The following is a 25,591-nucleotide window of genomic DNA, read 5'->3' on the forward strand; positions in this document are numbered from 1 at the left end:
TTTCATGATCGCGAGCCGGTGGGCGCGGGCCCGGAGAGGGCGTGGAAGGCCCAGGCGGTGATCCGCCAGAGCGCCTCGAACAGGACACCCGCGTCCATCTTGCTCGTCCCCGCCGTACGGTCGACGAAGGTGATCGGCACCTCCGCCACCGTGCAGCCCTGGCGTACGGCCCGCAGGGTGAGGTCCACCTGGAAGCAGTAGCCGCGCGACTCGACGCCGCCGCGCAGGATCCGGGCCAGCGCGGCGGCCCGATACACGCGGAACCCGCCGGTGACGTCGGCGACGGGCAGCCGGAGCACCAGCCGGGCGTAACGGTTGGCCAGGCGTGAGAGCAGCTCCCGGTGGCGCGGCCAGTTCGCCACCCGGCCGCCGGGCGTCCAGCGTGAGCCGATGACGAGGTCGGCCCGCTCTGCGGCGCTCAGCAGCGCGGGCAGCCGCTCGGGCGGGTGTGAGCCGTCGGCGTCGATCTCCACCAGCAGGTCGTACCCGCGGGCGAGTCCCCAGCGGAAACCCGCCGTGTACGCGGCGCCCAGCCCTTGCTTCTCCTCACGGTGCAGGACGTGCACGCCGGGCAGCTCGGCGGCGAGCCGGTCCGCGATCCGGCCGGTTCCGTCCGGGCTGTCGTCGTCCACGACGAGCAGGTGGGCGGCGGGCACGGCGGCGCGGATCCTGGCGACGATGCGGGGCAGGTTGTCTCGTTCGTTGTAGGTCGGGATGACGATCAGGACGTCGCTCATGATGACTCCCTCAGCTCGCGTGCCTGTAGTCGGTCCAGCCGGTGGTCCACGGGGTGTGCGGTCCCGAGCAGATCGTGATGGGCAGGCCCAGCTCCTCGTTCGGGACCCCGGTGCCGTGGTCCACGGTTCCGGCGGACGCGCAGTGCGCGAAGCGGGTCCGCAGCTCCTCGGGCGGCAGCCCCACGGCGACCACCGTGCGTGCGGTCTCGGGCGGCGGGCCCTGGTACCAGAGCTCGTTGTGCCCGCTGTGGACGGGAACGTCCGGGGCGAATCGGTTGAGCGCGCCGGCCTCGCCGTAGTTCGCGGTGAGCACGACCGTCCCCTGCGGCAGCGACCGCTGCACCCCGGCGATCTGGGCGGCGAAGCGCGGCCAGCCCACCGACTCCCTGGACACCTCGTTCGGCGAGTAGCCCAGCGCCGCCAGCGGGAGCAGCGGCAGCGCCACGGCGATCCCGATGAGCGAGGTGCCGAGCAGCCCGCACCACACCGTTCGGCGCCGGGCGGCCGTGCGCTCCATCCACGCGGCGACGGGTACGCAGCCGGCCACGAAGGCGAAGATCAGGCTGCCCGCGACGTAGTCGGCCCGCCCGCCGGACGCCCAGCCGAGCAGGATCGTCACCAGGGTCGCGATGGCCAGCGGCCGGGTCTCGCGCCGCCCGCGCAGCCAGCGCCATCCGACGACGGCGATCACGAACGCTCCCATGCTGAGCAGCGCCACCATCATCGGCACGAACATGATCCGGTTGATCGGCTCGCTGAGCGTGGCGGCCATGGTGAGCTGGGGCCAGCCGTTGACGGCCTGGTAGACCAGGTTCGGGGAGGCGAGCACGGCGGCCAGGACCGCCCCCGACCAGAACCATCGCTCGGCGAAGACGGCGCGCGGGCCGCGCACGGCCAGCCCGGCACCGATGAGCAGGCCGGTGGCCAGCCCGGTGATCAGCAGCACGATCAGATGCTTGTTGTACGTCGCCGCCCCGGCCACGGCGCCGGCCGCCAGCCACCACCGTCCGTCGCCACGCAGCAGGGCGCGCAGCACGAACAGGATGCACGTCGTCCAGAACACGAAGTCGGCCGACTGGGTGAGCAGGGTGTGCCCGACGACCAGGGGGAACATGCCGGTGCCGAGACCGGCGGCGGCGAGCGTCTGGGCTCCCGCCCGGCCGCCGAGCTCGCGGGTGATCGCGGTGCCGACCAGGATCAGCAGCCCCGCGCACAGGGCGGGGACGACCCGCAGACCGACGATGGTGTCGCCGAGCAGCTCCGTGGACAGCCGGGCCAGCAGCGGGGTCAGCGGGGGCTGGTCGAAGTAGCCCCAGGCGGGGGTCTGGCCGAGAAGGCGGAAGTAGAGCTCGTCGCGGTGGTAGCCGTAGAACGGGCTGAGGATCAGCAGGGTGACCACGACGGCGGCGGCGATGGGGCCGGTGATCCGCCAGGCGATGGCGGGGAGCGCGTAGGCGGTGGTCTGTGGGCTGGGGGCTTTGACTAGCATGCCTTCACGGTCTTCGATGCCGCCCCACCTGTCGTCTGGCCCCAAGCAGAACCTGAAGTCAGCCCCCAGTCATACCCGGCGGCTCGCCGGGGCGGACGACGCCGTGGTCGAAGGCGAAGACGACCGCCGCGGCGCGGTCGCGTACCGCCAGCTTGGTGAAGATGCGGCCGACGTGGGTCTTGATCGTGCCCTCACCGACCACGAGGTGGCGGGCGATCTCGGCGTTCGTGAGCCCCCGGCCGATGAGCTTGAGCACGTCGAGCTCGCGGGCGGTGAGATCACCGAGCCGCCGCACCGCGTCGGGGTCGGTCACTGGATCGGTGCGGTAGCGCCGCAGCACCCGCCCGCAGACGGCCGGATCGAGCCAGCCGTCACCCGACGCCACCGCGCGGACCGCGCGCTGGATGTCCTCGGCCGGGGCGTCCTTGAGGCAGAACCCCGAGGCGCCTGCCCGCAGCGACGCCGCCAGCACGCCGTCCTCGCCGAACGTGGTCAGCACCAGGACCCGGCAGGCCGGATCGGCGGCCAGCAGCGCGCGGGTGGCCTCGACACCGTCCATGTGCGGCATGCGGATGTCCATGACGACGACGTCGGGCCGGGCGCGCGCGACCTCCGCCGGCGCGGCCCGGCCGTCGGACGCCTCGCCCACGACGTCGAACCCGTACGGCTCGCGCAGGATCGTCCGCAGGCCCGCCCTGGCCAGCTCCTGGTCGTCGACGAGCACCACCGAGATCATGCCGGTAACTCCGTCCGCACGACCCACCGATCGTCCTCGGGGCCGGCGGTGACCCGGCCGCCGGCCATGCGCACCCGATCCGCCATCGTCCGCAGTCCCATGCCGCCATTCTGCCGGGGCGGGCGGTCGGGCAGCAGGTTGGCCACCGTGGCCTCGACGCCGCCTTCGTCCGACACGCGCAGCCTTACCTCGACGGAACGGCGCGGCGCGTGCCGGCTCGCGTTGGCCAGCGCCTCCTGCATGAGCCGGTAGAGCACCATCCCGGTCATCGGGCTCACCACCGACAGCTCGCCCTCGACGCTCGACTCCAGATCGAGGCCCGCCGTACGGTATTCGTCGAAGAGCTCGGGCAGCCGGGGCGCGGTGGGCTGCGGCGCGACCACGGCGGGATCGGCGCCTTCCTCGGCCAGGACCCTGACCACTTTGCGCAGCTCCGCCATGCTCTGCCGGGCCAGCCGCTCGGCCTCGGCGAGCCCCGCCGCCGCCCGCTCCGGCTCGTGCTCGATCGCCAGCCGCGCGCCGCCCAGGTGCAGCACCGTCACGGCGAGCGTGTGGGCGACGATGTCGTGCAGGTCGGCGGCCAGCCGCTGCCGCTCGGCCAGGGTGGCGGCGGCGCTGGCGGCGCGCTCGGCGCGGTGCAGCCGCTCGCCCACGTCGATGCGGTAGCGCGCGGCCCAGGCGCTCCAGAAGACGAGCGTCACGGCGCCCAGCCAGTTGGGCCAGCCGGGGTCGGGGGTGGTGAACGCCGCCACCAGCACCACGGCCAGCGAGGCGAGCCACATGACGATCCCCGGCCAGAGCCGCAGGGTGAGCGCGACGAACGCGATGTAGAGCACCAGGATGAACCAGCCGACGCTGTTGACCGCTAGCCCGGTGAGGGCTCCGATGGCGGCGGGCGCCAGGAGCCCGGACACCTCGGCCGGGCGGCCCGGCGCCGTGCGCACCATGACGAGGCAGAGGACGAGGAAGGCGGCGCCGCCGGCGAACGGCGGGACGCAGCCGCAGCCGGCCGCGATCGTCTGCGCCCATGACAGCCCGACCAGCAGCACCAGCAGCCCGAGACCGACCGGCACCAGCCAGCGGGGAGTCCGCATCACCCGCTCATCGTAGGAACCGGGCGCTCCTCCGCGCATCCACCCCGAGTCATACTCCGTCATCTGCCCACGGTCTGACCTGCCGCGCCTCCGGTCATCCCGTGCGGGCGGCGCGGCGGGCGCGGTCGCGCAGGCGGCGGGCGGCCAGGTGGACGGTCGACAGGTGCCGGGCCGCCTCGGCTCGCATGGGGGCGGGGATGTCGGACAGCCCCCGATACAGCACGCACGAAAGCTGCAGGTAGCTCATGAACAGCGCCAGTTCGCCCGCCAACGGCTCCGGCCGGCCGTCGGCGGTCACCGCCAGCGGCCCCTCCCACTCATCCACCGCCTCCAGCAGGATCCGCTGCTGGCCGAGCAGGACGGCGAGCACGTCGCCGGCCGGATAGGGGCCGGATCCGCGCATCGGATGCGCGGCCAGCACGCGCACCACCGCGTCGGCCGCCCCCGCCACCGTCGCCGCCAGCCGCCGCCGATCCCCACCGCTCATGACGCACTCCCTTCCAGTGCCCGGCGCAGGTAGGTCGCGGTCGGGGAGGCGGGGACGGCGAGCAGCCCGGCGGGCGGCCCCTGGTAGAGCAGCCGGCCGCCGCGGCTCCCGCCCTCGGGGCCGAGCTCGATCAGCCAGTCGGCGTGCGCGATCACGTCGAGGTTGTGCTCGATCACCACCACCGTGGCCGCGTACTCGTCCACCAGCCGGTCGAGGGTGGTCAGCAGCCGCCGCACGTCGGCCAGGTGCAGGCCGCTCGTCGGCTCGTCGAGCACGTACGTGTCGCCCCTGCCGCTCAGATGGACGGCCAGCTTGACGCGCTGGCACTCGCCCCCGGACAGGCTCGTCAACGGCTGCCCCAGCCGCAGATAGTCGAGCCCGACGTCCCCGACCGCCGTCAGCACCGGGACGATCCTGGCGTTGCCCGCGAAGTGCTCCCGCCCCTCCCCGGCCGTCAGCTCCAGCACGTCGCCGATCGTCAGGCCGCGCACGCGGTAGCCGAGCACCTCGTCGGTGAACCGCCTGCCGTCGCAGGTCTGACAGGTCAGGCTCACCCCCTCCAGGGAGGCCAGATCCGTGAAGATCACTCCCAGACCGGCACACGCCGGGCAGGCGCCCGAGGAGTTCGCGCTGAACAAAGACGGGCTCACCTTGTGCGCCCGGGCGAACTCGGCCCGGATCGGATCGGCCACGCCGGTGTAGGTGGCGACGGTGGAGCGCCGGTTCGTGTGCGGCATCGACTGGTCGACGATCACCGCGTCTGGGTACTGCGTACGGAAGGCCCCGTTGATCAGGCTCGACTTGCCCGCGCCCGCCACCCCGCAGACCACCGTGAGCACCCCGGCGGGGACGTCCACGTCAAGGTCGCGCAGGTTGTGGGTGCGGGCGTTGACGACCGGCATCATCCGGGACGGAGCGCGCACCCGTTCCTTCAGCCGGGTCGGGGCGTTCATGAAGTCGCCGGTCAGCGTGCCGGAGGCGGCCAGTTCGCCCGGCGGGCCCGCGAACACCACCCGGCCGCCCGCCGCGCCCGCCCCCGGGCCCATGTCGATGACGTGGTCCGCGGCGGCTATCACGTCGCGGTCGTGCTCGACCACGAGCACCGTGTTGCCCTTGTCGCGCAGCGCGTGCAGCAGGTCCGTGAGCCGGTGAACGTCGCGCGGGTGCAGGCCCATGCTCGGCTCGTCGAAGACGTAGAGCAGGTCGTTGAGGCTGCTGGAGAGGTGGCGGACGATCTTCACCCGCTGCGACTCGCCACCGGACAGGGTGCCCGTGCGGCGGTCCAGGCTCAGGTAGCCCAGGCCGATCGTGGCCAGGTGGCCCACGCGCGAGATCAACGCCTCGATCACCGGCTTCGCCTTCGGGACGTCCAGCGAGCGCAGCACGCCGAGCAGGTCGTCGGCCTCCATCGCGGTGAGGTCGGCGATCGAGTGGCCGGCGATCCTGCTGTCCAGGGCGAGCGCGGACAGGCGCGTGCCGCCGCAGGCGGGGCAGGGCACCGAGGTGGTGAATCGGGCGATCAACTGCTTGGTCCGCGTGCCCGGCTCGCGGTCGGGCTCAAGGTAACGGCGGCGGAACTTCACCACCGCGCCCTCGTAGGTCATGTTCACCCGCTGGCCGCCCACGTCCACGGGGACCGTGCCGCCCGTACCGTGGAGCAGCTCTTCCCGCTCCTCCGGCGTGAAGTCCGCCACCGGCTCGGCCGGGTCGAACCGGCCGGAGGCGGCCAGCAGGTACCAGTCGCGCGACCCGACCGCGAAGAGCGGCGCCAGCAGCGCGCCGTCGTTCAGCGATCTGGCCGGGTCGAGGAAGGCGTCCAGGTCGACGCCGACGACCTCGCCCAGCCCCTCGCACTCCGGGCACATGCCGGCCGGCATGTTGAAGGAGAACGCGTCGGCGTAACCGACGAACGGCTCACCCGCGCGCGAGAACAGCAGCCGCATCAGCGGCGCGATGTCGGTGATGGTGCCGACCGTGGAGCGCGGGCCGCCCGACAGCGGGCGCTGGTCCACCGCGATCGTCGCGGGCAGGTGCTCGATCAGGTCGAAGTCCGGCCGGGCCGAGCTCGGCAGGAACGTACGGACGAACGCCGGCAGCGTCTCGTTCCACTGCCGTTGCGCCTCGACCGCGATCGAGTCGAACACCAGGGACGACTTGCCCGACCCCGACAGGCCGGTGACGACCGTCAGCGTACGTTTCGGGATCTCCACGTCGATGGAGGTCAGGTTGTGCTCTCTGGCACCGGCCACCCGGATCCACTCCGGGGCCGACGCGATGTCCTCGCGTGGGTGGACTTTCACGACTTCAAGCGTATCGTTGAAGCTCCAAGTTGAGAGTTGGCTGCCGCCACCGCTGGAAATACACGAAGTCGTGGCCGGAAAGTCTCAACTCGACGATCGCAGCTCACGCGCCCGGGAAGAGACCGCCTTCCGGCGCGTCCGTGCTCAGGTAGTGGTGCAGGGCGGCGGAGCCCGTCAGCATGGCCGCCGCCGTACGGGTGAGCTCCGCCCGCCGCTCCTCGATCGCGCTCCGCAGCGCCCGCGTGCTCCCCGTCCTGCGCAGCTCGTCGAGCAGGGCCCTGATCTGCGGCAGGGGGTGGCGGCCCTGGCGCAGGATGTTGATCATCCGGGCGTCGCGGACGTCGTCGGGGCCGTAGCGCCGGTAGCCGGTGCCTGGCTCGCGCGGCGGCCTGAGCAGTCCGGCCGACTCCCACAACCGCAGCGCCGAGGCACGCAGCCCGAGGTGCCTGGCGGCGTCCCCGATCCGCATCACACGCGCGGGCGCGTCCGGGGCCTGGGCGGCGCTCGCCACGGCGTGCAGGGCCTCGCTCGTCGCCTGGAGCTCCTGGCGCCGGCCGTGCAGGGCCGCATGGCTCGCGTCGATGAGGGCGAGTCCTCGTGGTACGTCCCCTTCGTGGATGGCCTGCATGACCGCGCGGGCGGTGTCCCAGCCGAAGCCCCTGGCCAGCCTCCGGTACGCGAGCAGGGCGGCACGGTGCCGGGTGTCGAACCTGCGGTAGCCGGAGGGCGTGCGCTCGGCCGGCGGCAGGATGCCGGCGTCGGCGTAGTTGCGGATCTGCTGGGTGGAGACGCCCACCTCGCGCGCCAGGTCCACCGGCCGCAACGCCGTCCGCCCGGCGCCGGGATGAGTCGAGGGTTCTGCTGCCACGAGCCGATTCTCCTCCGCGGTGTCCGCAGAGCAGGTCAGTCGGTGGGTTCGTCCAGGTCGGCGAGGCGGGCGCGGAGGGCGTCGGCGTCGCCGGGGGCGAGTTCGGCGGTGAGGGCGAGGGCGCGCTGGAGGGTCGAGCGGCCCTCGCGCGGCCGGCCCGCCGCCAGTTGCGCCTCGCCGAGCCGGCGCAGCGTCCTGGCGCCGAGCGCGCGCTTGCCGCCCCGCCGCCAGGCCAGGGACCTGCGGTAATAGGTGATCGCCTGCTCGTACTGGCCGAGCAGGTGGTGGATGTGGCCCAGGCTGTCGAGGGTGGCGGACTCGCCGGGCAGGTCGTCTATCTCGCGGTGGATGGCCAGGGCCTCCTGGCAGCGGCTCAGCGCCTCCCCGTACGCGCCGAGCTGGGCGTGGAACCAGCCGATGTTGTTCAGCACCCGGCCCTCGCCCGCCCGGTCGCCGGCCGCCCGGCAGAGGCGGAGTGCCTGGTCGCTCAGGCGCAGGCCCTCGTCGTACCGGCCGCGGCGGTCCTCGATCACGCTGCGGTAGATGAGGCAGATCGCCTGCCCGACCGCGTCGTTCTGCCCGCCGAACAGGTCGAGCGCCGCGCGCAGGTGGGCCTCGCTGGTGGCGTCCTGGCCGAGCCGGATGAGGGCCTGGGCCAGGCCCACGTGGGCGTGGGCCTGCGCGGCGGGGTCGTCCAGCCGGGTCGCCGCCTCCAGCGCGATGTGGTGCACGGCCGCCTGGTCGTCCGAGCGTCCCTCCTGCGACAGGAAGCCCCAGCAGGCGCCGGCCAGCTGCCAGGCGTGCCGGTCGAACCCGAGGCGCGCGGCGTGCCTGATCGCGGCCAGCAGCGTCCGGTGCTCGCGGCCGAACCAGGCCTCGCTCTGCGCGCGGTCGGTGATGCGGGAGACGACCACGCCGGGCCGGGGCGGCGTCGGGGTCAAGGGGACGCGGTGGTAGAGGTCGAGGAGGCGGTCGCCCAGGCAGGCACTGTGCAGGTAGTGGTCGAGCAGCCGGTGCAGCGCCTCGTGGCGCTCGGCGCCGGAGTCGTGCAGGCGGGTCAGCTCTTCGGCGTACGCGCGCAGCAGGTCGTGCTGGCCGTAACGTCCTGGGGTGCGCTCCACGGCCAGGCTCGCCCTGGTCAGCTCGGTCAGCAGGCGATGCGCCTGGGGTACCGGGATCTGGGCCAGGCTGGCGGCCGCGGCGGTGGAGATCTCGGGCGCGGGCAGGAGGCCGCGCAGGCGGAACAGGCGGGCGGCGTCGGGGGTGAGCGCGCGGTAGGACCAGGACAGGACGGTACGCATGTTCGTCGAGGCGTCGCCGCCGTCGAAGACGTCCAGCCCGCCGTCACCGCGCGGGCCCGCGTTCCCCTCCCCCTCCGCATGGTCCAGGCCCGAGATCAGGGCTTTGAGGGGGAACGACGAGCGCGTCTGGGCGCGGGCGGCCACGATCGCCAGGGCCAGCGGCAGCCCGGCGCAGCGGGAGACGATGTCGTCCACCGCCCGGGGCTCGGCGTCCACCTTGTCCACGCCGAGCCGGCGGGTCAGCAGCAGGCGGGACTGCTCGGGCGAGAACAGCCCCAGCGACAGCGTGCGGGCGCCCTCCGCCGCGACCAGGCCGGTCAGCTCGGCCCTGCTGGTGATCAGGGCCAGGCAGCCGGGCGCGTTCGGCAGCAGCGGCCGTACCTGGTCGGAGTCGAGGGCGTTGTCGAGCAGGATCAGCATGCGCCGCTCCGCCAGCAGGCTGCGGTAGAGCCCGACCTGCGCCTCCAGCGTGGCCCCCACCAGCTCGGACGGCACCCCCAGCGCGTCCAGGAACAGCCGCACCGCCTCACCGGGCGGCCGGGCGATGTGGGTGGGGCCGTACCCCTGGAGGTTGACGTAGAGCTGACCGTCGGGGAAACGGTCGCTCACCCGGTGCGCCCAGTGCACGGCCAGGGTGGTCTTGCCGACACCTCCGGTACCGGTGATCACGCACGAGGCCATGGCGTGCGTGGCGGCGGAGTCAGGGGCCGGGAGCGTCAGCCGGTCCAGGGCGGCCAGCTCCTCCTCCCTGGCGGTGAACAGCTCGGTGTCAGGGGGCAGATGACGCGGCACGGCGACGACCCCGGCGGGTGCCGTCGTGGTGTCGCGGCCGGCCAGGATCGCCTGGTGGAGGCGTTGCAGCTCCTCGCCGGGCTCGATGCCGAGCTCCTCGGCGAAGCCGCGTCTGACGCGGCGGAAGACGGCCAGGGCCTCGGTCCTGCGGTCGCAGCGCAGCAGCGCCGTCATGAGCAGGGACACCAGGCGTTCCCGCAGCGGATGCTCCCCGACCAGGGCCGTCAGCTCCGCCGCCGCCTCCTGGTGCCGCCCGTGCCGCAGGTCGAGCGCGAGCCGCCGTTCCAGCGCCGTCAGCCGTTCCTCCTCGATGCCGGGAACGACGACGTCGGGCAGCCACCTGCCGGCCACGTCGGCCAGCGGCGCCGTTCCCTGCCACAGCGCCAGCGCGGCGCGCAGCAGCCCGGCGGCGCGCTCAGCGCCGCCGTCAAAGCCCGCCCCGCTCTCGCCGCCGGCGCTTCCGGCCGCGCGGACCAGCTCGCGGAAGCGGAACAGGTCGATGCGGTCGCGGGCCACCGTGAGGCAGTAGCCGTGCGCCGTGGTCACCAGCTCGGCCTCCTCGTACGGCGCCAGCAACCGCCGCAGCCGGGAGATGTGCCCCTGCACGGCGTTACGCGCGGACTCGGGCGACTCGGCCCCCCACAACGCGCTCACCAGCCGCGTCACCGGCACGGGACGCCCCGCTTCGAGCAGCAGTATCGCCAGCACGGTCCGCTGCTGGGCGGTGGCGGGGCCGAGCCGTCGCCCGGCGTCCCACACCCCCACCGGCCCCAGCAGGCGGAACTCAAGGCCGTCCACGGTCAACCACCCACGTCTTCCAGCCACCCCCATGCCTCCGCGAGTGCCCGGCGGTGATCATCTCATGGCAGCCTAACCGCCGGCTCAGCGGAAATTCAGCGCTATTTCAGCACCTAAGACCACTCTTTCCTCAAGCGGCACTCACGGCCGCGGAACCTCACGAGGAGGAATGTCATGGAGATCAAGGTCAAGAAGGTCGAGTCCGTCAAGGCCACCCAGAACCCCGCCACGTGAGGCGCTGACACCGCCTGGCGATTTCTCCGCGGGGAGGAGGACGAGACGACGACACTCACGTCGCGCAGCGCCGTCGCCCTCCCCGCGGGGCCCCATTTTGCGTACTGGCGCTGGAGGCACGAATGCGTGTGGCGTTGAAGGAATGTGACTGGGAGGCGGACGGCGAGGATCTGCTCGTGGTCTTCGACGCCCGCGAGGCGATCACCCTGAGCGATCCCGACGGGCAGGTCGCCGCGCTCCTGAGCGAGCTGCGCCGGGCCCCGCGGACGGCGGCCGAGCTGAGCGAAGCCCTCGGCGCGCGCGGGTTCGACGTCTCGGCGCAGGACGTCGGCCAGGGTCTGCGCGGGCTCGACTCCCTGGGCCTGGTCGAGGACGCCGACGGCAGGAGCCTCGGCGACCCGGACGAGGACGAACGCCACTTCTCCAACCTCTGCTTCTACGGCACCTACGCCGCCCTGGACCGCCATCGCGCCGGTTTCCAGCGCCCGATGCGCGACGCGCACGTCCTGGTGCTCGGCGTCGGCGGCGGCGGCTCCTCCCTCGTGCAGTGCCTGGCCGGCCTCGGTGTCGGCGAGCTGACGCTGGTCGATCAGGACCGCGTCGAACCCCGTAACTTCGCCCGGCAGTTCCTCTACCGGCACGCCGACATCGGCCTGTCCAAGGCCGAGCGCGCGGCCGCGTGGGTGCGCGACTACGACCCGGGCATCAAGGTGAACGCCGTCGATCGCTGGGTCTCCTGCCCCGAGGACCTCGCGGACCTGGTCGAGGGCATCGACCTGATCGCGGGCGGGCTCGACGGGCATCCGCACGCCAACCTCTGGGCCAACGAGGCCGCCGTCCGGGCCGGGGTCCCGTACGTGCTGGGTGGCGCGAACCGGACGCAGCTGATGTACCTCTCCGTGGATCCGGGCCGCACGGCCTGCCTGGCCTGCGACTACGCGGACCGGCCCGCCGAGGACACCTCGGAGGGGATCGCGTACCGGATCGTGGAGAACATGAAGCTGAGCAACCCGCTCACGGGGCCGATGGCGATGCAGGTCGGCTCGCTGCTCGCGTTCGAGGCGCAGCGCTACCTGACCGGCTACGAGCCGCCGCGCGCGGCCGGCTTCCGGGTGACCCTCGATCTGCGCGAAGGGCTGACGCCCTCGTGGCAGGCCCTGCCCAGGAATCCCGACTGCCGGGTCTGCCGGCTGGCGCCGCCGCGCGCGGGTGAGCGTCCATGACGGCCACGGGGACCGTCGCGCTCAAGGCGCTCAGCGTCGTACCGGAGGGTGAGGACGAGGTGCTGGTCGGCGACCCCGCCACCGGCACGTTCGTGACGATTCCGGCGGTCGGCGGGGTGGTGATCGCCGCGCTCCAGCGGGGAGCGAGCGTCGAGGAGGCGGCTGCCGAGGCGGAGGAGTTCGCCGGCGAGCCGGTGAACGTGCCGTCGTTCGTGGAGACGCTCGGGGAACTCGGCTTCCTGGCCGACCCCTCGGACGAGGCCGCCGCGCCCGATCCCGTACGCACCGCGCCGATCCAGGCCCGCCGCTGGATGACCAGCGTCCGCCCCGAGATCGTCCGCCCCTTCTTCGGCCGGGTGGCCTGGACCTGTTACGCCGCCTGCCTGCTGTTCTCGCTGGGCGTCTTCGCCGTCCGGCCGAATCTGATCCCCGTGCCCGCCACCGACGCGTTCCCCTTCGCCGACATCGGGCTGAGCGCGCTGGCCTGGCTGCCGTTCGTCTGGTTCGCGGCGGCCAGCCACGAGGTGGGCCACTGGCTCGGCGCGCGGGCGCTCGGCATCCAGACCCGCTTCGGCGTCGACCGCCGCATGATCATGCTGGTCTTCGAGACGGACCTCACCCAGCTGTGGACGCTGCCGCGCCGGGTCCGCTACGGCCCGCTGCTGGCCGGCCTGGCCGTGGACTCCGTGCTGCTCGCCGCCCTGCTCACCGGTCGGCTGCTGATCGATCTCGGCCTCTGGCGGGCCCCTGAGCCGGTGGGGTCGCTGCTGGCCGCCTGGGTGTTCATCAAGGTCATGCAGATGCTCTGGCAGTGCCTCGTCTTCCTGCGCACCGACCTGTACGCGGTGCTGGTCAACGCGCTCGGTTGCCGCAACCTGTGGCGGGTGAAGTCGCTGATGCTGAAGCGGGCGTTCGGCCGGCTGAGCGCGGAGGAGGCCGCGGAGCTGGCGGACGCGAGCGAGGCCGACCTGCGTACCGGGCGCTGGTTCCGCTGGGTGTGGCTGGCCGGCGGGGCCGGCGGGGCCGCCTGGTTCTGTCTCCTGCTGCTGCCGGTCTTCGCCGAGGTCCTGCGCTGGGCCGCGGAAGGGCTGGCCGAGGGGCCGTTGACGGTGGGCTTCTGGTACCGGCTGCTCTGCGCCGGACTGCTGCTCGGCCCCGAGACGCTGGCCCTGATCCTGGCCGTCAAGGAACACGTGGGCCGCCTGGCCACCCGCCGCTCCTGACATCACAGCTCGATGCCTTCAAGAGCCGGTACGGCCAGACTCCCGCCGAGTTCGCCCGTTCCTCCCACCCCTGAGGGATGTGGTTATGGGGTCGCGTAGGTGCAGACGGCGTACACCTGAAGGAATACCAGGTCGTCCGGGACATCAGCGACTTCGACGAACCATCCGGATCCGGCGTCGTCGTTGACGGCGTGGTTCTCCGTAGCGGTCCACCCTCCGGATCCGCCGGGAATGAGGCGGAAACCGCCGTCGGTCGCGCTCCTCCCCCCTGGACACCTCGCCGTGGCTGCGCACATCCGGTCACCGGCCGCGCAATCTTGCATCTCCACCACCGTCTCGGAGCGGGGGCCGCCGTCCGGCGGGGGCGCCGAATTCTGCTGCCGGCTCAGTGCGCAGTTGTCGATGCGGCGGATGGGTATCCGGTCTCCGTCGCTCTTGACGTCGAAGTTCCGCGCCCCGGGAGTGCACAGCATCGAAGCCGCCTTGCTCAGATTCGGCAGGAAACCCGCGTCCGGCACGATGTCGTCGATGGCATCGAAGACGGGGTGGGGGTCTGCCAGGGCCGGCGATCCGCCGCCGGCCACGAGGGCGCCGCTCACGGTGATGGCGAGAACTGCGGCGAATTTCCCGATCTTGTTCATGTGCTGCTCCGGGCTTTCGGCGGACCTCTGATCTGCGTGGAAAGGTAGCTGTTGCCGTCGGCGTTCATGGAGATGACACCCGCCGGGCTGGTTCATCGATGGTCCAAGGATGGGAAAGGCATAGATCGACGACTACGCACCGGCGCCACAGTCGATATCCCTGATATGGGATAGAGTCTCAAATGTGGGAAATCAGGTGAGGATCGTCGTCGACGATCTGTCCGGGGCGGAGATCGCCGCGTTTCTCCTTGAGCACATGCGGGAGATGCGGGCCACCACGCCCGAGGAGAGCGTGCACGCGCTCGATCTCGACGCGTTGCGCAGGCCCGAGATCACGTTCTGGTCGGCACTGGACGGCGAGACGGTGGTCGGGTGCGGGGCGGTCAAGAGGCTGGACGCGGCGCACGCCGAGTTGAAGTCGATGCGCACCGCCGCCGACCGCAAACGTACGGGGATCGCGTCCCTGCTCATGGAGCACATCCTGGCCGAGGCCAAGGCCATGGGGTTCACCCGGTTGAGTCTGGAGACCGGCTCGACCGCGTTCTTCCTGCCCGCGAGGAGCTTGTACGAGAGGTTCGGCTTCGCGTACTGCGAGCCCTTCGCGGACTATCGGCCTGATGCGCACAGCGTTTTCATGACGAGGCGGCTCTAACCCCGCACGCGGCTCAGCCGGCGGTGAGGGCTCGTTGCATGAGGATCGTGTCGATCGAGCGGCCGTGCTTGTGACCGACGCCGATCAGCCGGCCCGCGTGGGTGAAGCCGAATCGTTCGTGCAGGGTGACCGAGGCGGGGTTTCCGATGTCGGCGATGACGGCGATCATGCGGCGGAAGCCCGCCGTCGCGCACCGGTCGATCAGGGGGCCGAGCAGGGCGCCGCCCAGTCCTCTGCCGGTCAGGCCGGGAACCAGGTAGATCGAGTTCTCCACCGTGTAGCGGTAGGCCGGCTTGGGGCGCCACTGACCGGCGTAGGCGTAGCCGGCCACGTCGCCCGAGTGCTCGGCGACCAGGAACGGCAGCCCGCGGGCGGCGAGGTCGGCAAGGCGCTGCTGCCAGTCGGCGAGGCGCGGCGGGGTCTGGTCGAAGGTGATCACGGTGTGGGTGACGTAGTGGGCGTAGATCTCCGCCACGTCCTTGAGGTCTTCCGCGGTCGCGGGGCGGATGATCGTCTCGGGCTCTGTCATGACGTCCTCGTCTCTCGGCTGTCCGGTCACGGCAGAACGATCATCACGGCATAGCGGACCGGGCCGGGGCCCGGATTGTGAAAGTGAGACGGCCCCCACAGCCGGAAGCGCAGGCAGTCACCCGTCTGGAGCTCGTGCACGACGCCGTTCACGGTGAGTTCGAGCGTGCCCTCCAAAATCCAGATGTGCTCCTCCTGGCCGGGGACGGGTGGCCGGTCGTAGGGGATGTCCGCGCCCGGCAGGAGGTGGCCTTCGAGGAGCTCGCCCTTGAGCCCGGGGTGCGGCGGGGACACCGAGCGGCGGGTGAAGCCCGACTCCTCGTCCCGCCACACCAGTTGCCGGGCGGAACGCACCAGTTGCGGCGGCTCCGCCTCCACCTCGGCCAGGAGGTGCGACATCGTCCGGCCGTAGGCCGCGCACAGCTTGCCCAGCAGCGCCGCCGTCGGGCTGATCTCCGCCCGCTCCAGCCGGGACAGGGTGGAACGACTCACGCCCGTCCGGCCGGCGAGATCGTCGAGCGACCAGCCGCGGTCGATCCGCAACTCGGCGAGCCGACCGGCCAGGCGAGCATCGACATCGCCGAGAGATGGATCGCTTGGACGGTCGGGGCCACTGCTGCCGGGCGCCTGCCGCTGGAGGCTTCTCATATATGGGATCCTATCCCTGATCAGGGACGGACGGCCGGGCGTGATCAGGGCTCCGACGCGACTCCGATCGCGTCGGCCCAGGTGTGGATCAGCTCGTCGTGACCGGTGAAGTGCCTGCGCCGCAGGACGCCGGCCGGGTCGATGTGGCGTGACTCCGACAGCCCGAACCGGCGCAGCAGGTCGAGGACGAGCGGTCGCGCCGTCGCCGTCAGGGCGGGAGACGAGCACGCCGCCAGGACGACGGTGTGGCGGGCGGGTCGCCGGTGGCGGGGATGACCACGGCCTCGACGGCACCCTCCCCCGAGCCGGTCTCGTCAGCGCGGGTGGCATAGGACGCCAGGAGGCGGAGCAGCGCGATCGTGATCCACGCCAGTGCCCCCTCGCCGATCGCCCACACCTCCCCGCCGTCGGAAGGGCTCTCCCTGAGCGTTCCCACCTGGAGCGCGCCGAGCGCGGAGCCGTCCGCGTGCAGCTCGCGGTAGTACGTGCCGGCGGGCCGGCCGGGCGGTGTGAAGACGGCCCTGTCCTGATCGGCCGGCGGCGAGCTCATGGCCGCCGACCCCCGCCTCGCGGCGCGCCACTTCACCGCCCTGACGATCGGCCTGGTGCTGGACACGCTGGACACCCAGGAGGCAAGGGGTGGGGCGGACGAAGCGGAGATCGTGACGGTGATCGCCGACGGGGTGGACGCGTTCCTGCGCGCCTACCGCCGGCCCGGCCTCTCATGAGGGGATGAGCGGCACCGCGCGCACGGATCGTCCCTCGGCGTCCAGAATGCAGCCCAGCAGCTTGGTCATGCTCAGCACCAGTGACCGGTCCTGGGTGCGCAGCGCCGGCACCTCCTGGCTCATCAGCCACTCCAGATCGGGCACCTCGGCCGTCGATCGCAGCGACGCGTCCACGATCACGTTGAACGGCCCGGCGACGAACGTGGAGGCACGCACCCCCGGCAGCGCACGGATGCGTTCTTCGGCGGCGCTCAGGTCCTGGACGTCCAGCGAGCCGAAGTAGACCGCGGAGACCGACCGGCCGGACAGATGGCGGGAGATGTCGCAGCGGAAGGTGACGAGCCCCGCCTGCTGCATGCGCGTCAGCCGCCGCCGCACCGGCACCGGGCCGATGCCCGCGTACTCGGCCAGCCGTTCGAACGACATCCGCCCGTCGGTGTGCAGCGCGCGCAGGATGCGCAGATCGACGTCGTCGAGCAGGCCCGCGCCGCCTGAGCCGCGCCCCGCGTCGGAGCCGAGGCGGCGCCGCTGCTCGAGGTTGAGCGCGCCCTCCCGCCAGCGGCTGGCCTCCAGGGTTGACCGGGTGACCACGTGGCTGCGGATCTTGGAGATGCCCGGGATCCGCGCCACGAGATCGAGGAGGTAGCCGGACAGTTCGTCCAGACCCTGAGGGCGTGGACCGGGTGCTCGACGCCGCCGCGCGCTCGCCCTGGGCGCGGTCGCGCCCGGAGGAGCGCGTCGCGGCATCGCGGAGGCGGACCCCACCGCCGACCTGTCCGGCGCCGACTCCGCCACGAAGGTACGGCTGCTGGCGGCGCTGGCCTGGGGCTGGGACGCGGCGTCGGTGCGGGTGGAGGCGCAACCGGTGGACCAGTCCTGCGCCGCCGCCGCGCTGGACGCGCTCTCCAGAGGGCGCCGGTTGCGCGCCGTGGCGAGTGCCCGCGCCGACCAGCCGCTTCTCGTCGAGGTACGGCTGGAGGAGACGGAGCCGGGTGACCCCTTGTATGCGCTCTCCGGGCCGGAGAAGGCGGTCGTGTTCGGCTGTCAGGAGGCCGGGGACGTGGTCGTGAGCGGGGGGCGGTCGAGTCCGCTGGGGGCGGCGCTGGCGCTGGTCAAGGACACCATCGACGTCACGGCCCCGCGCCTCGGCTTCTTCTGACACGCCAGCTTCTTCCAGCACGACACAGGAGTGCCCCGTGAGAGTACCCCCCGTCAGCCCGAGCGAGCTCACCGGCGAGCAGCACGTTGGCCGGCTTGAAGTCGCGGTGCACCACCCCGGCCCGGTGGATCGCGGCCAGCGCCGTCGCCGTCGCGACCGCCAGCCGCTGCAGGTCCGCTCCAGTGTGCCGGCCCGCCTCACTGAGCGGCGGGCCTTCGACGTACTCGGTCACGATGTACGGCCGCCCGCTCACCGAGGCGTCCAGCACCTGCGCGATGCAGAACGGCTCCACCCGCCGCGCCGCCTCGATCTCCTTGGCGAACCGGTCATCGGCCCGCCCATCACGGAACACCTGATGGCCACGAGTGCCGAGTCGGGCCGCTGTCCCAGGTAGACGACACCCTGACCACCCGCGCCAAGGCGGGCTAGCACCCGGTAGGGCCCAACAGCAGGGGATCCCCCTCCCGGAGGGGTTCGGCCTGCGGCATGACACTCCGATGACGACAATGATGGATCTTCAGCACCCTAGCCGGAATACCGGCATACAGGGGGCACGTCCCACCACGGCCTCGGCACCCGTACAGACCGCACACACGAACGGCGCAGCACCCGCTACCACCAACGCTTTGTCACAAGTGACAAACCTGAGCCACCCTCCCTTGACGCACCCCCACACCTCACCGACAGTCGTGGTGCCGCCCACCGCACACCCCATGGAAAACGATCGCCCACGGAGAACGATCGCTCACGCCGAAGGAGCGCTCATGCCGCTGTCCAACCACAGCCTCATCCGCGCCACCGCACTGGCCTCAGGCCTACTCCTCGCCGCAGCGCTATTTCTGGCCATCACCGTCGCGTCCGGCAAGGCCACCGCGGCTGCGCGCTCCCACGCCACCGTCTGCGCCGACGTCGCCGCGACCCACGACCTGTGGACCGGCACCCGGTGCCTACTGGCTCCGGTGATCATCGTGGATCGCGAGTAGGTGCGGCCAAGGTCGTGCTGCTCCCCCGATCGCCCCACAGAAAACGACCGCCCGACGAGAAGGAGTACCAATGCCACCGCTCGCCCATGGCCTCATCCGCACCACCGCGCTGGTGGCGGGCCTGCTCCTCGCCGCAGCCCTACTCCTGGCCATCACCGTCGCATCCGGCAAGGCCACCGCAGCCGCGCGTTCACACGCCAACCTCTGCGCCGACGTCACCGCAGCCCACGACCTGTGGACCGGCGCACGCTGCCTGCTGGCTCCCGTCATCGTCATGGAGCGGCAGTAAGGAGTCCCCGTACGTCACCGGGCAGCACGAACGGCCAGGCCGCCGCGCGGGAGCCTGATCACGCGGCGATACGATGCGTCGATCCCACCACTGGAGGCGATGTGTCCATCCACGCCGAGACCGGCCGTTCGGGAGTGATCCTGTGACGGGTACGAAGCGCACCCTCGCCGACAGCATGCGCTGGCTGGCCGAGGGCACAAGGATCTTCTTCGACGCCCTGGCCGCGATGCCGGACGAGCGGCTGGACGGGCCGTCGGCGCTGGACGAATGGAGCGGCAAGCACCTGCTGGCCCACGTGGCCGCCAACGCCGACGCGCTGACCAACCTGGCGTACTGGGCGCGTACGGGCGAGGAGCGGCCGATGTACGCCTCCCGTGAGCAGCGCGACGCCGACATCGAGGCGGGCGCGAAGTTGCCGGCGGCCGAGCTGCGGGCCTGGGCCGTCCGGGCGTCCGGCGCCCTTGACGCGCGGCTGGCCGAGCTGGACGAGCGGCAGTGGAGCCGTGAGGTCCGCACCTCCCGGGGCCAGGCCATCCCGGCAAGCGAGGTCCCCTGGATGCGCGCACGCGAGTTCATGGTGCACGCCGTGGACCTCGACGCCGGGGTGACGTTCGACGACCTCCCGGCCGGGTTCCTCGTCGCGCTGATCGACGACATCTCCGCCGGCCGCTCCGGCGCCGGCGGCCCGGCACTGACCCTCACGGCCACCGATCACGACGGAACGTGGACGATCGCCGGCTCAGGCGTCGCCCCCACCGTCGCGGGCTCGGACGCTCCCACCGTCACGGACCCGGACGCCGCTGGCCCCACTATCGCGGGCACGGGCACTCCCGACGTCGCGGACTCAGGTGCCCGCATCGAGGTCACCGGCACCCTCGCCGGCCTGGCCGCCTACCTCTCCGGTCGCCCGGCGCGCGGTGTCACCGGTCCGGACGGCGGGCCGGCGCCCCAGCTCCCTGGGTGGCTCTGAGGCGGCGCAGGCCGGAAGGGGGATGAGGTCCTGACAGGACGGCCCCCTTTCAGGGGCTTCCCTCACCAGGCGATCCCCTTCACCGACCGGGCGGGAAGTCCGCGCCCCGCGCGACCGCCTCCTGCCCGCGCAGCTCGCTGAGCATCGCCTCCAGTTGCCCGGCCACCGCGTCGTACCCCTCGCTCCCGAGCACGAGCCGCCGCGGCGGGTCGTCCTGGCTCATCGCGGCCAGCACCGCCCGGACGCCACGCACGGGATCGCCGGGCTGCCGCCCGTCCTGCGCGACCATGGCGGCCCGCACCTCGGTCAGCATCGGCCGGTACGCCGGCAGGTCGTCGTCGACCGACTCGGCGGCGAAGCCGGCGTACGCCCGGGTGCGGAAGGCCGCCGGCTCCACGGCGAGCACCTTGATCCCGAACGGCGCCACCTCCTGGCGCAGCACTTCGGTCATCCCTTCGAGGGCGAACTTGGCCGCGCTGTAGAAGCCGAAGCCCTTGATCCCGACCAGGCCGGCGACCGAGGACATGTTGACGATCCAGCCGCTCCCCCGCCTGCGCATGCCGGGCAGCACAGCCCTGGTCACGGCGAGCACGGAGAAGAAGTTCAGCTCGATCTCGTCACGCAGCGCGGTTTCGTCCATGCCCTCGACGGAGCCGAACCAGCCGCGGCCGGCGTTGTTGACCAGCACGTCGATGGCTCCGTACCGGCTCTCGGCCTCGGCCACGGCGGCCTCGACCTGCTTGGTGTCGGTGACGTCGAGCGGCAGGACGAACACCCTGTCGCCGTACGGAGCCGCCCACCCGCGCAGTTCCTCCGGGCGGCGCGTGGTCAGCACGACGCGATCCCCGCCCTCCAGCGCCGCGTCGGCGTAGGCCATGCCGAAACCGCCGGGCGTGCCACCGGTGATGAACCAGGTCTGCATGAGTCCCCCCTTGCTACATTCGCTACACAAATTAATGTAGCTATATACGAGATACTATAGCGACATGAGAACCCGAGGTCAGAGCGGCGAGGCCCGCGACCGGCTGCTGCTCGCCGCCGCCGAACTGCTCGAAGGCTCCGGCGACGGCACGCTGTCGACGCGCGCCGTGTGCGAGCGCGCCGGCGTTCAGGCGCCCACGCTGTACCACCACTTCGGCAGCAAGCAGGGCCTGATCGACGCGGTGATCAACCACGGTTTCACCCAGTACGTCCAGCCGGCCGACCCCACGGGCGACCCGCTGGACGACCTCCGTCACGGCTGGGACCGGCATGTCGCGTTCGGCCTGGAACACCCCGCGTTCTACGCGCTGCTCTACGGGCGCGCCGAGCCCGGCAAGCCCTGCGCGGTCACCGCGCCCGCGCACGCCATGCTGCGCGACCTGCTGACCGTGGCCGCCCGCCGAGGGCTGCTCACGGTCCCCGTCGGCGACGCGGCCGAGCAGATCCTGGCCGCGAACGTGGGCGTCACCCTGAGCCTGATCACCCAGCCCGTGGGCGAGCGCGACATGGGGCTGTCCGGCCGCGTCCGCGAGGCGGCGCTGGCCGCCGTACTCCAGCCCGCCGCCGGACGGCCCGCCCATGGCGGGGCGGCGGTCCCCGCGACGCGGGCCGGCGCGGCGCTGACCCTGCTCGCCCTCGTGGACGAGGACCCGTCCGGGCTGTCCGCCGGCGAGCACGCCCTGCTGCGCGAGTTGCTGGACCGGCTGGCCGGAGGCGGCCCGACGCCGACGGCCGGCCGGCGCTGACGGGCACCCGACCGTGACGGCGGCCGGCCCTGACGGCGGCCGACGCGCAACAACGGGCACTGACGGCGACAAGCGCACGGCGGCCGGCTCGCGGCTACGCCCCCTTCACCGGCTACTCCCCTTTCACCGAGCAGACCGCCGAGCCGATCACGGACGCCACCGCCTCCGGATGCGAGACCAGCGTCAGATGTGACCCCCCGGCGAACTTGGTCACCTTCGAGCCGGCCCGCTTCGCCATCGACAGCTGCGACTCGATCGTGATGATCCTGTCGCCGGTGCTGGCGAAGTACCAGGACGGGATCTTCTTCCACGCCGCGGCCCGTGACGGCGTATGGAACGCGTTCGTCGAGGCGGCCCGCTGCGTGGCCCACAGGCGCGCGGCGGTGTCCCCGGGCAGGTCCGAGGCGAACGAGCGGAGGAAGGGCTCCCGCTTGAGGTACAGGTCCCTGGCGCCTACGGGCGCGTTCGCGTAGGACACCTTGTCGTACAGGGTGTCGGGGGCGGCGTCGAGCGCGGAGCCCGCCCCGCTGAGCTGCGCGGTGGTCTCGCCCTTGTCCGGTACGGCCGCGTCCACGTACACCAGGGCCTTGACGTTGGCGGCGTTCGCGGCGGCGTTCGTGATGACGGAGCCGCCGTAGGAGTGCCCCACGAGGACGACCGGCCCTGAGACGGTCTTCAGGAAGGCCGCGACGGTGGCGGCGTCGTCGTCGAGGTTGCGCAGCGGGTTCCCGATGGCGCGCGCGGTGTAGCCGGCCTTGCGCAGGGCGTCCACCTCTCCGCTCCAGCTCGACGTGTCCGCCCACGCGCCGTGCACCAGGACGACCGTCGGCTTGGCGGAGCCCGGCGGACAGGGCAGCGGGCTGCGCGCGTGCGCCGCGGCCGGATGTGTCGCGACCGCCACGGTCAGCGTGGCCATGATCGCCACCGTCTTCCCTGCAGTTGTACGGCTCATCTCGTCTCCCCCATCGGCGCTCGTCCCCCCGTCGCGCGCTGACCAGGGACTTCTCCTTTCCAGGAAGCCGCGCCCCTAACTCGGCCCCAAAGCCGGCCCCTGAGTCGGCGCAGGCGTCCCCCGTGCGAGCTACCGCGGAATGTCCACCGCGCGGTGACGATTCGCGAGCGGCGATTTCCTACCGTTCTCGACGAGACCGCGGCGCTCCCGCCGCGGCCGGAGCGAGGGACCAGCACAAGGGAGTCGTCATGCGGCTGTTGCAGCAACTCGTGGCCGCCGCGGCGGCCACCCCGCACCGGTGGCAGGGCCGTGAGCGCGGTCCCTCTCCGCGGTGGTCGCGGGTCCTGCCCGGCCGCTACGCTCGTGCGGTGATCGCATTCCGGCGGCTCGCCGACCTGTGGCAGCGGTGTGACGTCGTGCTCCGCGACCTTGCCTTCGCGCTGCTGCTCGGCGCCGCCGCGCTCGTTCCCGTGCTGCACGGCAAGGGGACGCAGGTCGGTGACCTGCCGACCCGTCCGTTCGACGCGCTGGCGTACATGGTGATCGCCCTGCAGTGCCTCCCGCTCGCCGTGCGGCGGCGGTGGCCGGCCGTGTGCCTCGTCCTGGTGACACTCGGCTTCGCCATCGACGAGATCCTCGCGTACCACACCTTCACCGGCATCGCGCTGCCGATCGCGCTCATCAGCGCCGGCGCCCATCTCGAACGTGGCCGGCGCGTAGCCGCCGTCCTGCTCTCGGTGGCGTACGTGCCGCTGGCGATCGCGCTCAACCAGCTCGGCTCGACGGAGCGGCTGGAAGGGTACGTGGTCTTCTACCTCCTGCTGGTGCTCGCGTGGGGCATCGGCTCCTGGCTGCGCAGCACCAGGGCGGCAGAGGCCGAACGCCGCCGCCACGTCGCCGAGGCCACCCGTACCGCCGAACGCACCCGCATCGCCCGCGAGCTGCACGACGTGGTGACCCACCACGTGACCGCGATGGTCGTGCAGACCGAGGCCGCCCGCTACCTGACCGCCGCGCCCGACCGCCTCGACGCGACCCTCAGCGCCGTCACCGACACCGGCCGGCGGGCCATCACCGACCTGCGCCACATGCTCGACCTGCTCGACCCCGGCCACCACACCGAGCCCAGGGAGTCCTCGACGGCCGGCGACCTGCACGCCCTCGTGGAGCAGACCCGCCAGGCCGGGCAGCCGGTCGAGTTCACCGAGGAGGGCGAGGCCGCCGATCCGGCCGGCAGCGCGGAGTTCGTCACCTACCGGGTCGTCCAGGAGTCTCTGACGAATGCCCTCAAATATGCCCATGGCGCCCCTACTGTGGTCCGCGTGCGCTACGGCGAGAAGGAGATCAGCGTGGAGGTCAGCACCGAGGGTTCCGGCTCGCGAGCCGGCTCGCCCGGCGGGAGCGGTCGCGGCCTGGCCGGGCTGCGCGACCGGGTCGACGCCCTGGGCGGCGAGTTCAGCGCGAACGAGCAGGCGGGCGGCGGCTTCGTGGTACGGGCCCACGTCCCGGCGGGGAGCCTGTCGTGACCGCGCCCATCAGGGTCCTGATCTGCGACGACCAGACACTGATCCGCACCGGGCTGGCGACGATCATCGACGCGCAGCCCGACCTTGAGGTGGTCGGCGAGTGCGGCGACGGGCGCGCCGCGGTCGAGCTCGCCCGGCGCCTCAAGCCCGACATGGTGGTCATGGACGTGCGCATGCCGGTGCTCGACGGCATCGAGGCGACCCGCCTGCTGGCCGGCGCCGGGGTCACCGACCCCATCAAGGTGCTCGTGGTGACGACGTTCAACCTGGACGAGTACGTCTACGAGGCACTGCGCGCGGGCGCCAGCGGCTTCCTGCTCAAGGACGCCCCTCCGGCGCAGTTGCTGCACGGCATCCGCACCGTCGCGACGGGCGCCGCGTTGCTGGCACCCGAGGTGACCAGGAAACTCGTCGGCAGGTACGCCTCGCGGATCCGTCCCACGGAGGACACACCGGACAACGTCGCGCTCACACCGCGCGAGCTGGAGGTGCTCCGGCTCATCGCCGACGGCCAGTCCAACAGCGAGATCGCCGCGACGCTGGTGATCAGCCAGGAGACGGTCAAGACGTACGTGTCGCGCATCCTGACCAAGCTCGACCTGCGCGACCGCGTACAGGCGGTGGTGTACGCCTACCGCAACGGCCTGGTCACCTGAACCGCCTGGCTCCGAGCGACCACCTGAACCCTCCGGCCCCGCACGATCACCTGGGCCGCCGGCTCGACGCGGCCACCGGCTCGGCCCGGCGCGCTGAGCCGGTGGCCGCGACGCGGTCGTGGCGCGCCGCGCCCGCGTGGAGCACGGTCTTCGCCGGCACATCGGGCACGCGCTGAGCGGCCGTGTAGGCGGCGCCGCGGATCGCGTTCAGCCGGCCCGCCGGCCGCAGCCCCTGGATGGGATGCCTGATCGGGTCGAACCGCATCGGGCGCTCCGCGTCGGGCCGCGCCGGAGCGGAAAGCTGCACCTGGCCGAACAGCCGCCACGGCCCCGTGGGCGCGGCGACCAGCAGTTCGAGCACGACCGGACCGAACTCGGCGGCCAGCGCCAGCGCGTCGAACGTGGCGGGCAGCGACACGGGCGTGTGCAGCAACGCGCCCAGCAGCAGCCGCCGCTCCCCCACCTGGTAGGGGAACAGGCTGGAGTACATCCCCGTCCACCGGCCCGCGGGGCGGAGCACCCGCCGGCCGATCCGGTTGCGGCCGGTGCCGGCCAGCAGCAGGTCGGCGACGGTGCCGTCCTGCTGCTCCCAGCGGAGCGCGATGCCGAGGACGTCGGGCAGCGGCGGGGGCACCCCGACGGAGCGGGACAGGCGGGCGACCCCACGCAGCTCCATCACCTGGTCGAGGAACGGAGTCCCCCACGGGCGCGGGGCGCCGTGCAGTCGCATATGTGCGTCCAGCACCAGCCCGACCGGGTGCAACGGCCGTCCGTGCCGCAGGCGCGCCGCCGTGCCGAAGGTGGCGGCCAGCGCCGACCTCGCAAGGGATGTGCCCGGCTGCCTCATCGG

The 25,591-nt window shown here is 72.5% G+C and carries 28 protein-coding genes; 11 read left to right on the plus strand and 17 right to left on the minus strand.

What is annotated here, in order from left to right:
- Positions 1-2: 2 nt before the first annotated feature.
- From ABFX54_RS21440 to ABFX54_RS21475, 8 genes are all read right to left on the minus strand, one after another.
- Positions 3-737, minus strand: coding sequence for a polyprenol monophosphomannose synthase (locus ABFX54_RS21440; RefSeq protein WP_346107351.1), 735 nt, complete (start codon positions 735-737; stop codon positions 3-5).
- Positions 738-747: 10 nt separating this feature from the next.
- Entirely contained in the window at positions 748-2,226 is a 1,479-nt protein-coding gene (locus ABFX54_RS21445; RefSeq protein ID WP_346107352.1) for an ArnT family glycosyltransferase, read from the minus strand.
- A 58-nt stretch (positions 2,227-2,284) separates the two neighbouring features.
- Positions 2,285-2,962 (minus strand): response regulator transcription factor, encoded by a 678-nt coding sequence (locus ABFX54_RS21450; RefSeq protein ID WP_346107354.1) that lies wholly within the window; start codon positions 2,960-2,962, stop codon positions 2,285-2,287.
- On the minus strand, positions 2,959-4,056 hold the full coding sequence (locus ABFX54_RS21455) for a sensor histidine kinase (protein ID WP_346107472.1): 1,098 nt from the start codon (positions 4,054-4,056) through the stop codon (positions 2,959-2,961). Before ABFX54_RS21455 ends, ABFX54_RS21450 begins: the two co-directional genes overlap by 4 nt.
- A 94-nt stretch (positions 4,057-4,150) precedes the next feature.
- On the minus strand, positions 4,151-4,543 hold the full coding sequence (locus ABFX54_RS21460; RefSeq protein ID WP_346107356.1) for a hypothetical protein: 393 nt from the start codon (positions 4,541-4,543) through the stop codon (positions 4,151-4,153).
- Positions 4,540-6,843: an ATP-binding cassette domain-containing protein gene (locus tag ABFX54_RS21465; protein ID WP_346107358.1), complete on the minus strand. Its 2,304-nt coding sequence runs from the start codon at positions 6,841-6,843 to the stop codon at positions 4,540-4,542. The genes ABFX54_RS21460 and ABFX54_RS21465 overlap by 4 nt, the downstream gene beginning before the upstream one ends.
- A 103-nt stretch (positions 6,844-6,946) precedes the next feature.
- A complete protein-coding gene (locus tag ABFX54_RS21470; protein ID WP_346107360.1) occupies positions 6,947-7,711 on the minus strand; it encodes a MerR family transcriptional regulator in 765 nt (254 codons plus the stop codon).
- Positions 7,712-7,746: 35 nt separating this feature from the next.
- Positions 7,747-10,602: an AfsR/SARP family transcriptional regulator gene (locus ABFX54_RS21475; protein WP_346107362.1), complete on the minus strand. Its 2,856-nt coding sequence runs from the start codon at positions 10,600-10,602 to the stop codon at positions 7,747-7,749.
- Positions 10,603-10,958: 356 nt separating this feature from the next.
- Here ABFX54_RS21475 and ABFX54_RS21480 point away from each other — a divergent pair, with 356 nt between their 5' ends.
- Together ABFX54_RS21480 and ABFX54_RS21485 are read left to right on the plus strand one after the other, a co-directional pair.
- Positions 10,959-12,059, plus strand: a complete 1,101-nt coding sequence (locus ABFX54_RS21480) for a HesA/MoeB/ThiF family protein (protein ID WP_346107363.1) — start codon at positions 10,959-10,961, stop codon at positions 12,057-12,059.
- Positions 12,056-13,282 carry a hypothetical protein gene (locus ABFX54_RS21485; protein ID WP_346107365.1) on the plus strand — a complete coding sequence of 409 codons (1,227 nt, stop codon included), beginning with the start codon at positions 12,056-12,058 and terminating at the stop codon, positions 13,280-13,282. Before ABFX54_RS21480 ends, ABFX54_RS21485 begins: the two co-directional genes overlap by 4 nt.
- Positions 13,283-13,365: 83 nt before the next feature.
- Here ABFX54_RS21485 and ABFX54_RS21490 read toward each other — a convergent pair whose 3' ends face one another.
- A complete protein-coding gene (locus ABFX54_RS21490; RefSeq protein ID WP_346107367.1) occupies positions 13,366-13,923 on the minus strand; it encodes a hypothetical protein in 558 nt (185 codons plus the stop codon).
- A gap of 184 nt (positions 13,924-14,107) precedes the next feature.
- Between ABFX54_RS21490 and ABFX54_RS21495 the strand changes: the two genes are divergently transcribed.
- The gene (locus ABFX54_RS21495) at positions 14,108-14,575 is read left to right on the plus strand and encodes a GNAT family N-acetyltransferase (protein ID WP_346107369.1); all 468 of its coding nucleotides are present in this window, start codon (positions 14,108-14,110) and stop codon (positions 14,573-14,575) included.
- A gap of 13 nt (positions 14,576-14,588) precedes the next feature.
- Here the strand turns inward: ABFX54_RS21495 and ABFX54_RS21500 are convergent, their stop codons facing one another.
- The 3 genes from ABFX54_RS21500 to ABFX54_RS21510 all read right to left on the minus strand — a co-directional run bounded on the left by ABFX54_RS21500 (position 14,589) and on the right by ABFX54_RS21510 (position 16,301).
- Positions 14,589-15,104 carry a GNAT family N-acetyltransferase gene (locus ABFX54_RS21500; RefSeq protein ID WP_346107371.1) on the minus strand — a complete coding sequence of 172 codons (516 nt, stop codon included), beginning with the start codon at positions 15,102-15,104 and terminating at the stop codon, positions 14,589-14,591.
- Positions 15,105-15,130: 26 nt separating this feature from the next.
- Complete coding sequence (locus ABFX54_RS21505) at positions 15,131-15,751, minus strand: helix-turn-helix domain-containing protein (RefSeq protein ID WP_346107372.1); 621 nt, start codon at positions 15,749-15,751, stop codon at positions 15,131-15,133.
- A 208-nt stretch (positions 15,752-15,959) separates the two neighbouring features.
- Positions 15,960-16,301, minus strand: a complete 342-nt coding sequence (locus tag ABFX54_RS21510) for a hypothetical protein (RefSeq protein WP_346107373.1) — start codon at positions 16,299-16,301, stop codon at positions 15,960-15,962.
- Between ABFX54_RS21510 and ABFX54_RS21515 the strand changes: the two genes are divergently transcribed.
- Positions 16,300-16,479: a TetR/AcrR family transcriptional regulator C-terminal domain-containing protein gene (locus ABFX54_RS21515; protein ID WP_346107374.1), complete on the plus strand. Its 180-nt coding sequence runs from the start codon at positions 16,300-16,302 to the stop codon at positions 16,477-16,479. The genes ABFX54_RS21510 and ABFX54_RS21515 overlap by 2 nt on opposite strands.
- Here the strand turns inward: ABFX54_RS21515 and ABFX54_RS21520 are convergent.
- Entirely contained in the window at positions 16,474-17,109 is a 636-nt protein-coding gene (locus tag ABFX54_RS21520; RefSeq protein WP_346107376.1) for an Lrp/AsnC family transcriptional regulator, read from the minus strand. The two genes, ABFX54_RS21515 and ABFX54_RS21520, sit on opposite strands and share 6 nt — an antisense overlap.
- A 115-nt stretch (positions 17,110-17,224) precedes the next feature.
- On the opposite strand from ABFX54_RS21520, the gene ABFX54_RS21525 reads away from it, so the two are divergent.
- Positions 17,225-17,638: a hypothetical protein gene (locus ABFX54_RS21525; protein WP_346107473.1), complete on the plus strand. Its 414-nt coding sequence runs from the start codon at positions 17,225-17,227 to the stop codon at positions 17,636-17,638.
- On the opposite strand, the gene ABFX54_RS21530 is transcribed toward ABFX54_RS21525, so the two are convergent.
- On the minus strand, positions 17,610-17,990 hold the full coding sequence (locus ABFX54_RS21530; RefSeq protein ID WP_346107378.1) for a protein kinase domain-containing protein: 381 nt from the start codon (positions 17,988-17,990) through the stop codon (positions 17,610-17,612). The two genes, ABFX54_RS21525 and ABFX54_RS21530, sit on opposite strands and share 29 nt — an antisense overlap.
- 412 nt (positions 17,991-18,402) lie before the next feature.
- Between ABFX54_RS21530 and ABFX54_RS21535 the strand changes: the two genes are divergently transcribed.
- The 3 genes from ABFX54_RS21535 (at position 18,403) to ABFX54_RS21545 (ending at position 19,880) form a co-directional block, all read left to right on the plus strand.
- Positions 18,403-18,621, plus strand: a complete 219-nt coding sequence (locus ABFX54_RS21535) for a hypothetical protein (RefSeq protein ID WP_346107380.1) — start codon at positions 18,403-18,405, stop codon at positions 18,619-18,621.
- Between the two features lie 70 nt (positions 18,622-18,691).
- Positions 18,692-18,910 carry a hypothetical protein gene (locus ABFX54_RS21540; RefSeq protein WP_346107382.1) on the plus strand — a complete coding sequence of 73 codons (219 nt, stop codon included), beginning with the start codon at positions 18,692-18,694 and terminating at the stop codon, positions 18,908-18,910.
- Between the two features lie 142 nt (positions 18,911-19,052).
- Positions 19,053-19,880 carry a maleylpyruvate isomerase family mycothiol-dependent enzyme gene (locus ABFX54_RS21545; protein ID WP_346107384.1) on the plus strand — a complete coding sequence of 276 codons (828 nt, stop codon included), beginning with the start codon at positions 19,053-19,055 and terminating at the stop codon, positions 19,878-19,880.
- A 79-nt stretch (positions 19,881-19,959) separates the two neighbouring features.
- Here ABFX54_RS21545 and ABFX54_RS21550 read toward each other — a convergent pair whose 3' ends face one another.
- Positions 19,960-20,802: an SDR family NAD(P)-dependent oxidoreductase gene (locus tag ABFX54_RS21550; RefSeq protein WP_346107385.1), complete on the minus strand. Its 843-nt coding sequence runs from the start codon at positions 20,800-20,802 to the stop codon at positions 19,960-19,962.
- 64 nt (positions 20,803-20,866) lie between these two features.
- Between ABFX54_RS21550 and ABFX54_RS21555 the strand changes: the two genes are divergently transcribed.
- Positions 20,867-21,607, plus strand: coding sequence for a TetR/AcrR family transcriptional regulator (locus tag ABFX54_RS21555; RefSeq protein ID WP_346107387.1), 741 nt, complete (start codon positions 20,867-20,869; stop codon positions 21,605-21,607).
- Positions 21,608-21,719: 112 nt separating this feature from the next.
- Here ABFX54_RS21555 and ABFX54_RS21560 read toward each other — a convergent pair whose 3' ends face one another.
- The gene (locus tag ABFX54_RS21560) at positions 21,720-22,559 is read right to left on the minus strand and encodes an alpha/beta hydrolase (RefSeq protein WP_346107389.1); all 840 of its coding nucleotides are present in this window, start codon (positions 22,557-22,559) and stop codon (positions 21,720-21,722) included.
- Positions 22,560-22,927: 368 nt separating this feature from the next.
- Here ABFX54_RS21560 and ABFX54_RS21565 point away from each other — a divergent pair, with 368 nt between their 5' ends.
- A complete protein-coding gene (locus ABFX54_RS21565) occupies positions 22,928-24,085 on the plus strand; it encodes a sensor histidine kinase (protein WP_346107475.1) in 1,158 nt (385 codons plus the stop codon).
- The gene (locus tag ABFX54_RS21570) at positions 24,082-24,741 is read left to right on the plus strand and encodes a response regulator (RefSeq protein ID WP_346107391.1); all 660 of its coding nucleotides are present in this window, start codon (positions 24,082-24,084) and stop codon (positions 24,739-24,741) included. The genes ABFX54_RS21565 and ABFX54_RS21570 overlap by 4 nt, the downstream gene beginning before the upstream one ends.
- Before the next feature lie 46 nt (positions 24,742-24,787).
- Here ABFX54_RS21570 and ABFX54_RS21575 read toward each other — a convergent pair whose 3' ends face one another.
- Positions 24,788-25,588 (minus strand): hypothetical protein, encoded by an 801-nt coding sequence (locus tag ABFX54_RS21575; protein ID WP_346107393.1) that lies wholly within the window; start codon positions 25,586-25,588, stop codon positions 24,788-24,790.
- Positions 25,589-25,591 lie beyond the last annotated feature (3 nt).

It is taken from the genome of Nonomuraea maheshkhaliensis (assembly GCF_039529435.1).
Lineage (GTDB): Bacteria > Actinomycetota > Actinomycetes > Streptosporangiales > Streptosporangiaceae > Nonomuraea > Nonomuraea maheshkhaliensis.

Bases quoted from the DNA above. Each gene is read 5' to 3' on its own strand.
- ABFX54_RS21480 (WP_346107363.1), top strand. From the start codon at position 10,959: ATGCGTGTGGCGTTGAAGGAATGTGACTGGGAGGCGGACGGCGAGGAT.
- ABFX54_RS21485 (WP_346107365.1), top strand. From the start codon at position 12,056: ATGACGGCCACGGGGACCGTCGCGCTCAAGGCGCTCAGCGTCGTACCG.
- ABFX54_RS21460 (WP_346107356.1), bottom strand. From the start codon at position 4,543: ATGAGCGGTGGGGATCGGCGGCGGCTGGCGGCGACGGTGGCGGGGGCG.
- ABFX54_RS21490 (WP_346107367.1), bottom strand. From the start codon at position 13,923: ATGAACAAGATCGGGAAATTCGCCGCAGTTCTCGCCATCACCGTGAGC.
- ABFX54_RS21555 (WP_346107387.1), top strand. From the start codon at position 20,867: ATGAGAACCCGAGGTCAGAGCGGCGAGGCCCGCGACCGGCTGCTGCTC.
- ABFX54_RS21440 (WP_346107351.1), bottom strand. From the start codon at position 737: ATGAGCGACGTCCTGATCGTCATCCCGACCTACAACGAACGAGACAAC.
- ABFX54_RS21515 (WP_346107374.1), top strand. From the start codon at position 16,300: ATGGCCGCCGACCCCCGCCTCGCGGCGCGCCACTTCACCGCCCTGACG.
- ABFX54_RS21455 (WP_346107472.1), bottom strand. From the start codon at position 4,056: ATGCGGACTCCCCGCTGGCTGGTGCCGGTCGGTCTCGGGCTGCTGGTG.
- ABFX54_RS21540 (WP_346107382.1), top strand. From the start codon at position 18,692: ATGCCACCGCTCGCCCATGGCCTCATCCGCACCACCGCGCTGGTGGCG.
- ABFX54_RS21445 (WP_346107352.1), bottom strand. From the start codon at position 2,226: ATGCTAGTCAAAGCCCCCAGCCCACAGACCACCGCCTACGCGCTCCCC.
- ABFX54_RS21500 (WP_346107371.1), bottom strand. From the start codon at position 15,104: ATGACAGAGCCCGAGACGATCATCCGCCCCGCGACCGCGGAAGACCTC.
- ABFX54_RS21560 (WP_346107389.1), bottom strand. From the start codon at position 22,559: ATGAGCCGTACAACTGCAGGGAAGACGGTGGCGATCATGGCCACGCTG.
- ABFX54_RS21575 (WP_346107393.1), bottom strand. From the start codon at position 25,588: ATGAGGCAGCCGGGCACATCCCTTGCGAGGTCGGCGCTGGCCGCCACC.
- ABFX54_RS21505 (WP_346107372.1), bottom strand. From the start codon at position 15,751: ATGAGAAGCCTCCAGCGGCAGGCGCCCGGCAGCAGTGGCCCCGACCGT.
- ABFX54_RS21450 (WP_346107354.1), bottom strand. From the start codon at position 2,962: ATGATCTCGGTGGTGCTCGTCGACGACCAGGAGCTGGCCAGGGCGGGC.
- ABFX54_RS21510 (WP_346107373.1), bottom strand. From the start codon at position 16,301: ATGAGCTCGCCGCCGGCCGATCAGGACAGGGCCGTCTTCACACCGCCC.
- ABFX54_RS21535 (WP_346107380.1), top strand. From the start codon at position 18,403: ATGCCGCTGTCCAACCACAGCCTCATCCGCGCCACCGCACTGGCCTCA.
- ABFX54_RS21550 (WP_346107385.1), bottom strand. From the start codon at position 20,802: ATGCAGACCTGGTTCATCACCGGTGGCACGCCCGGCGGTTTCGGCATG.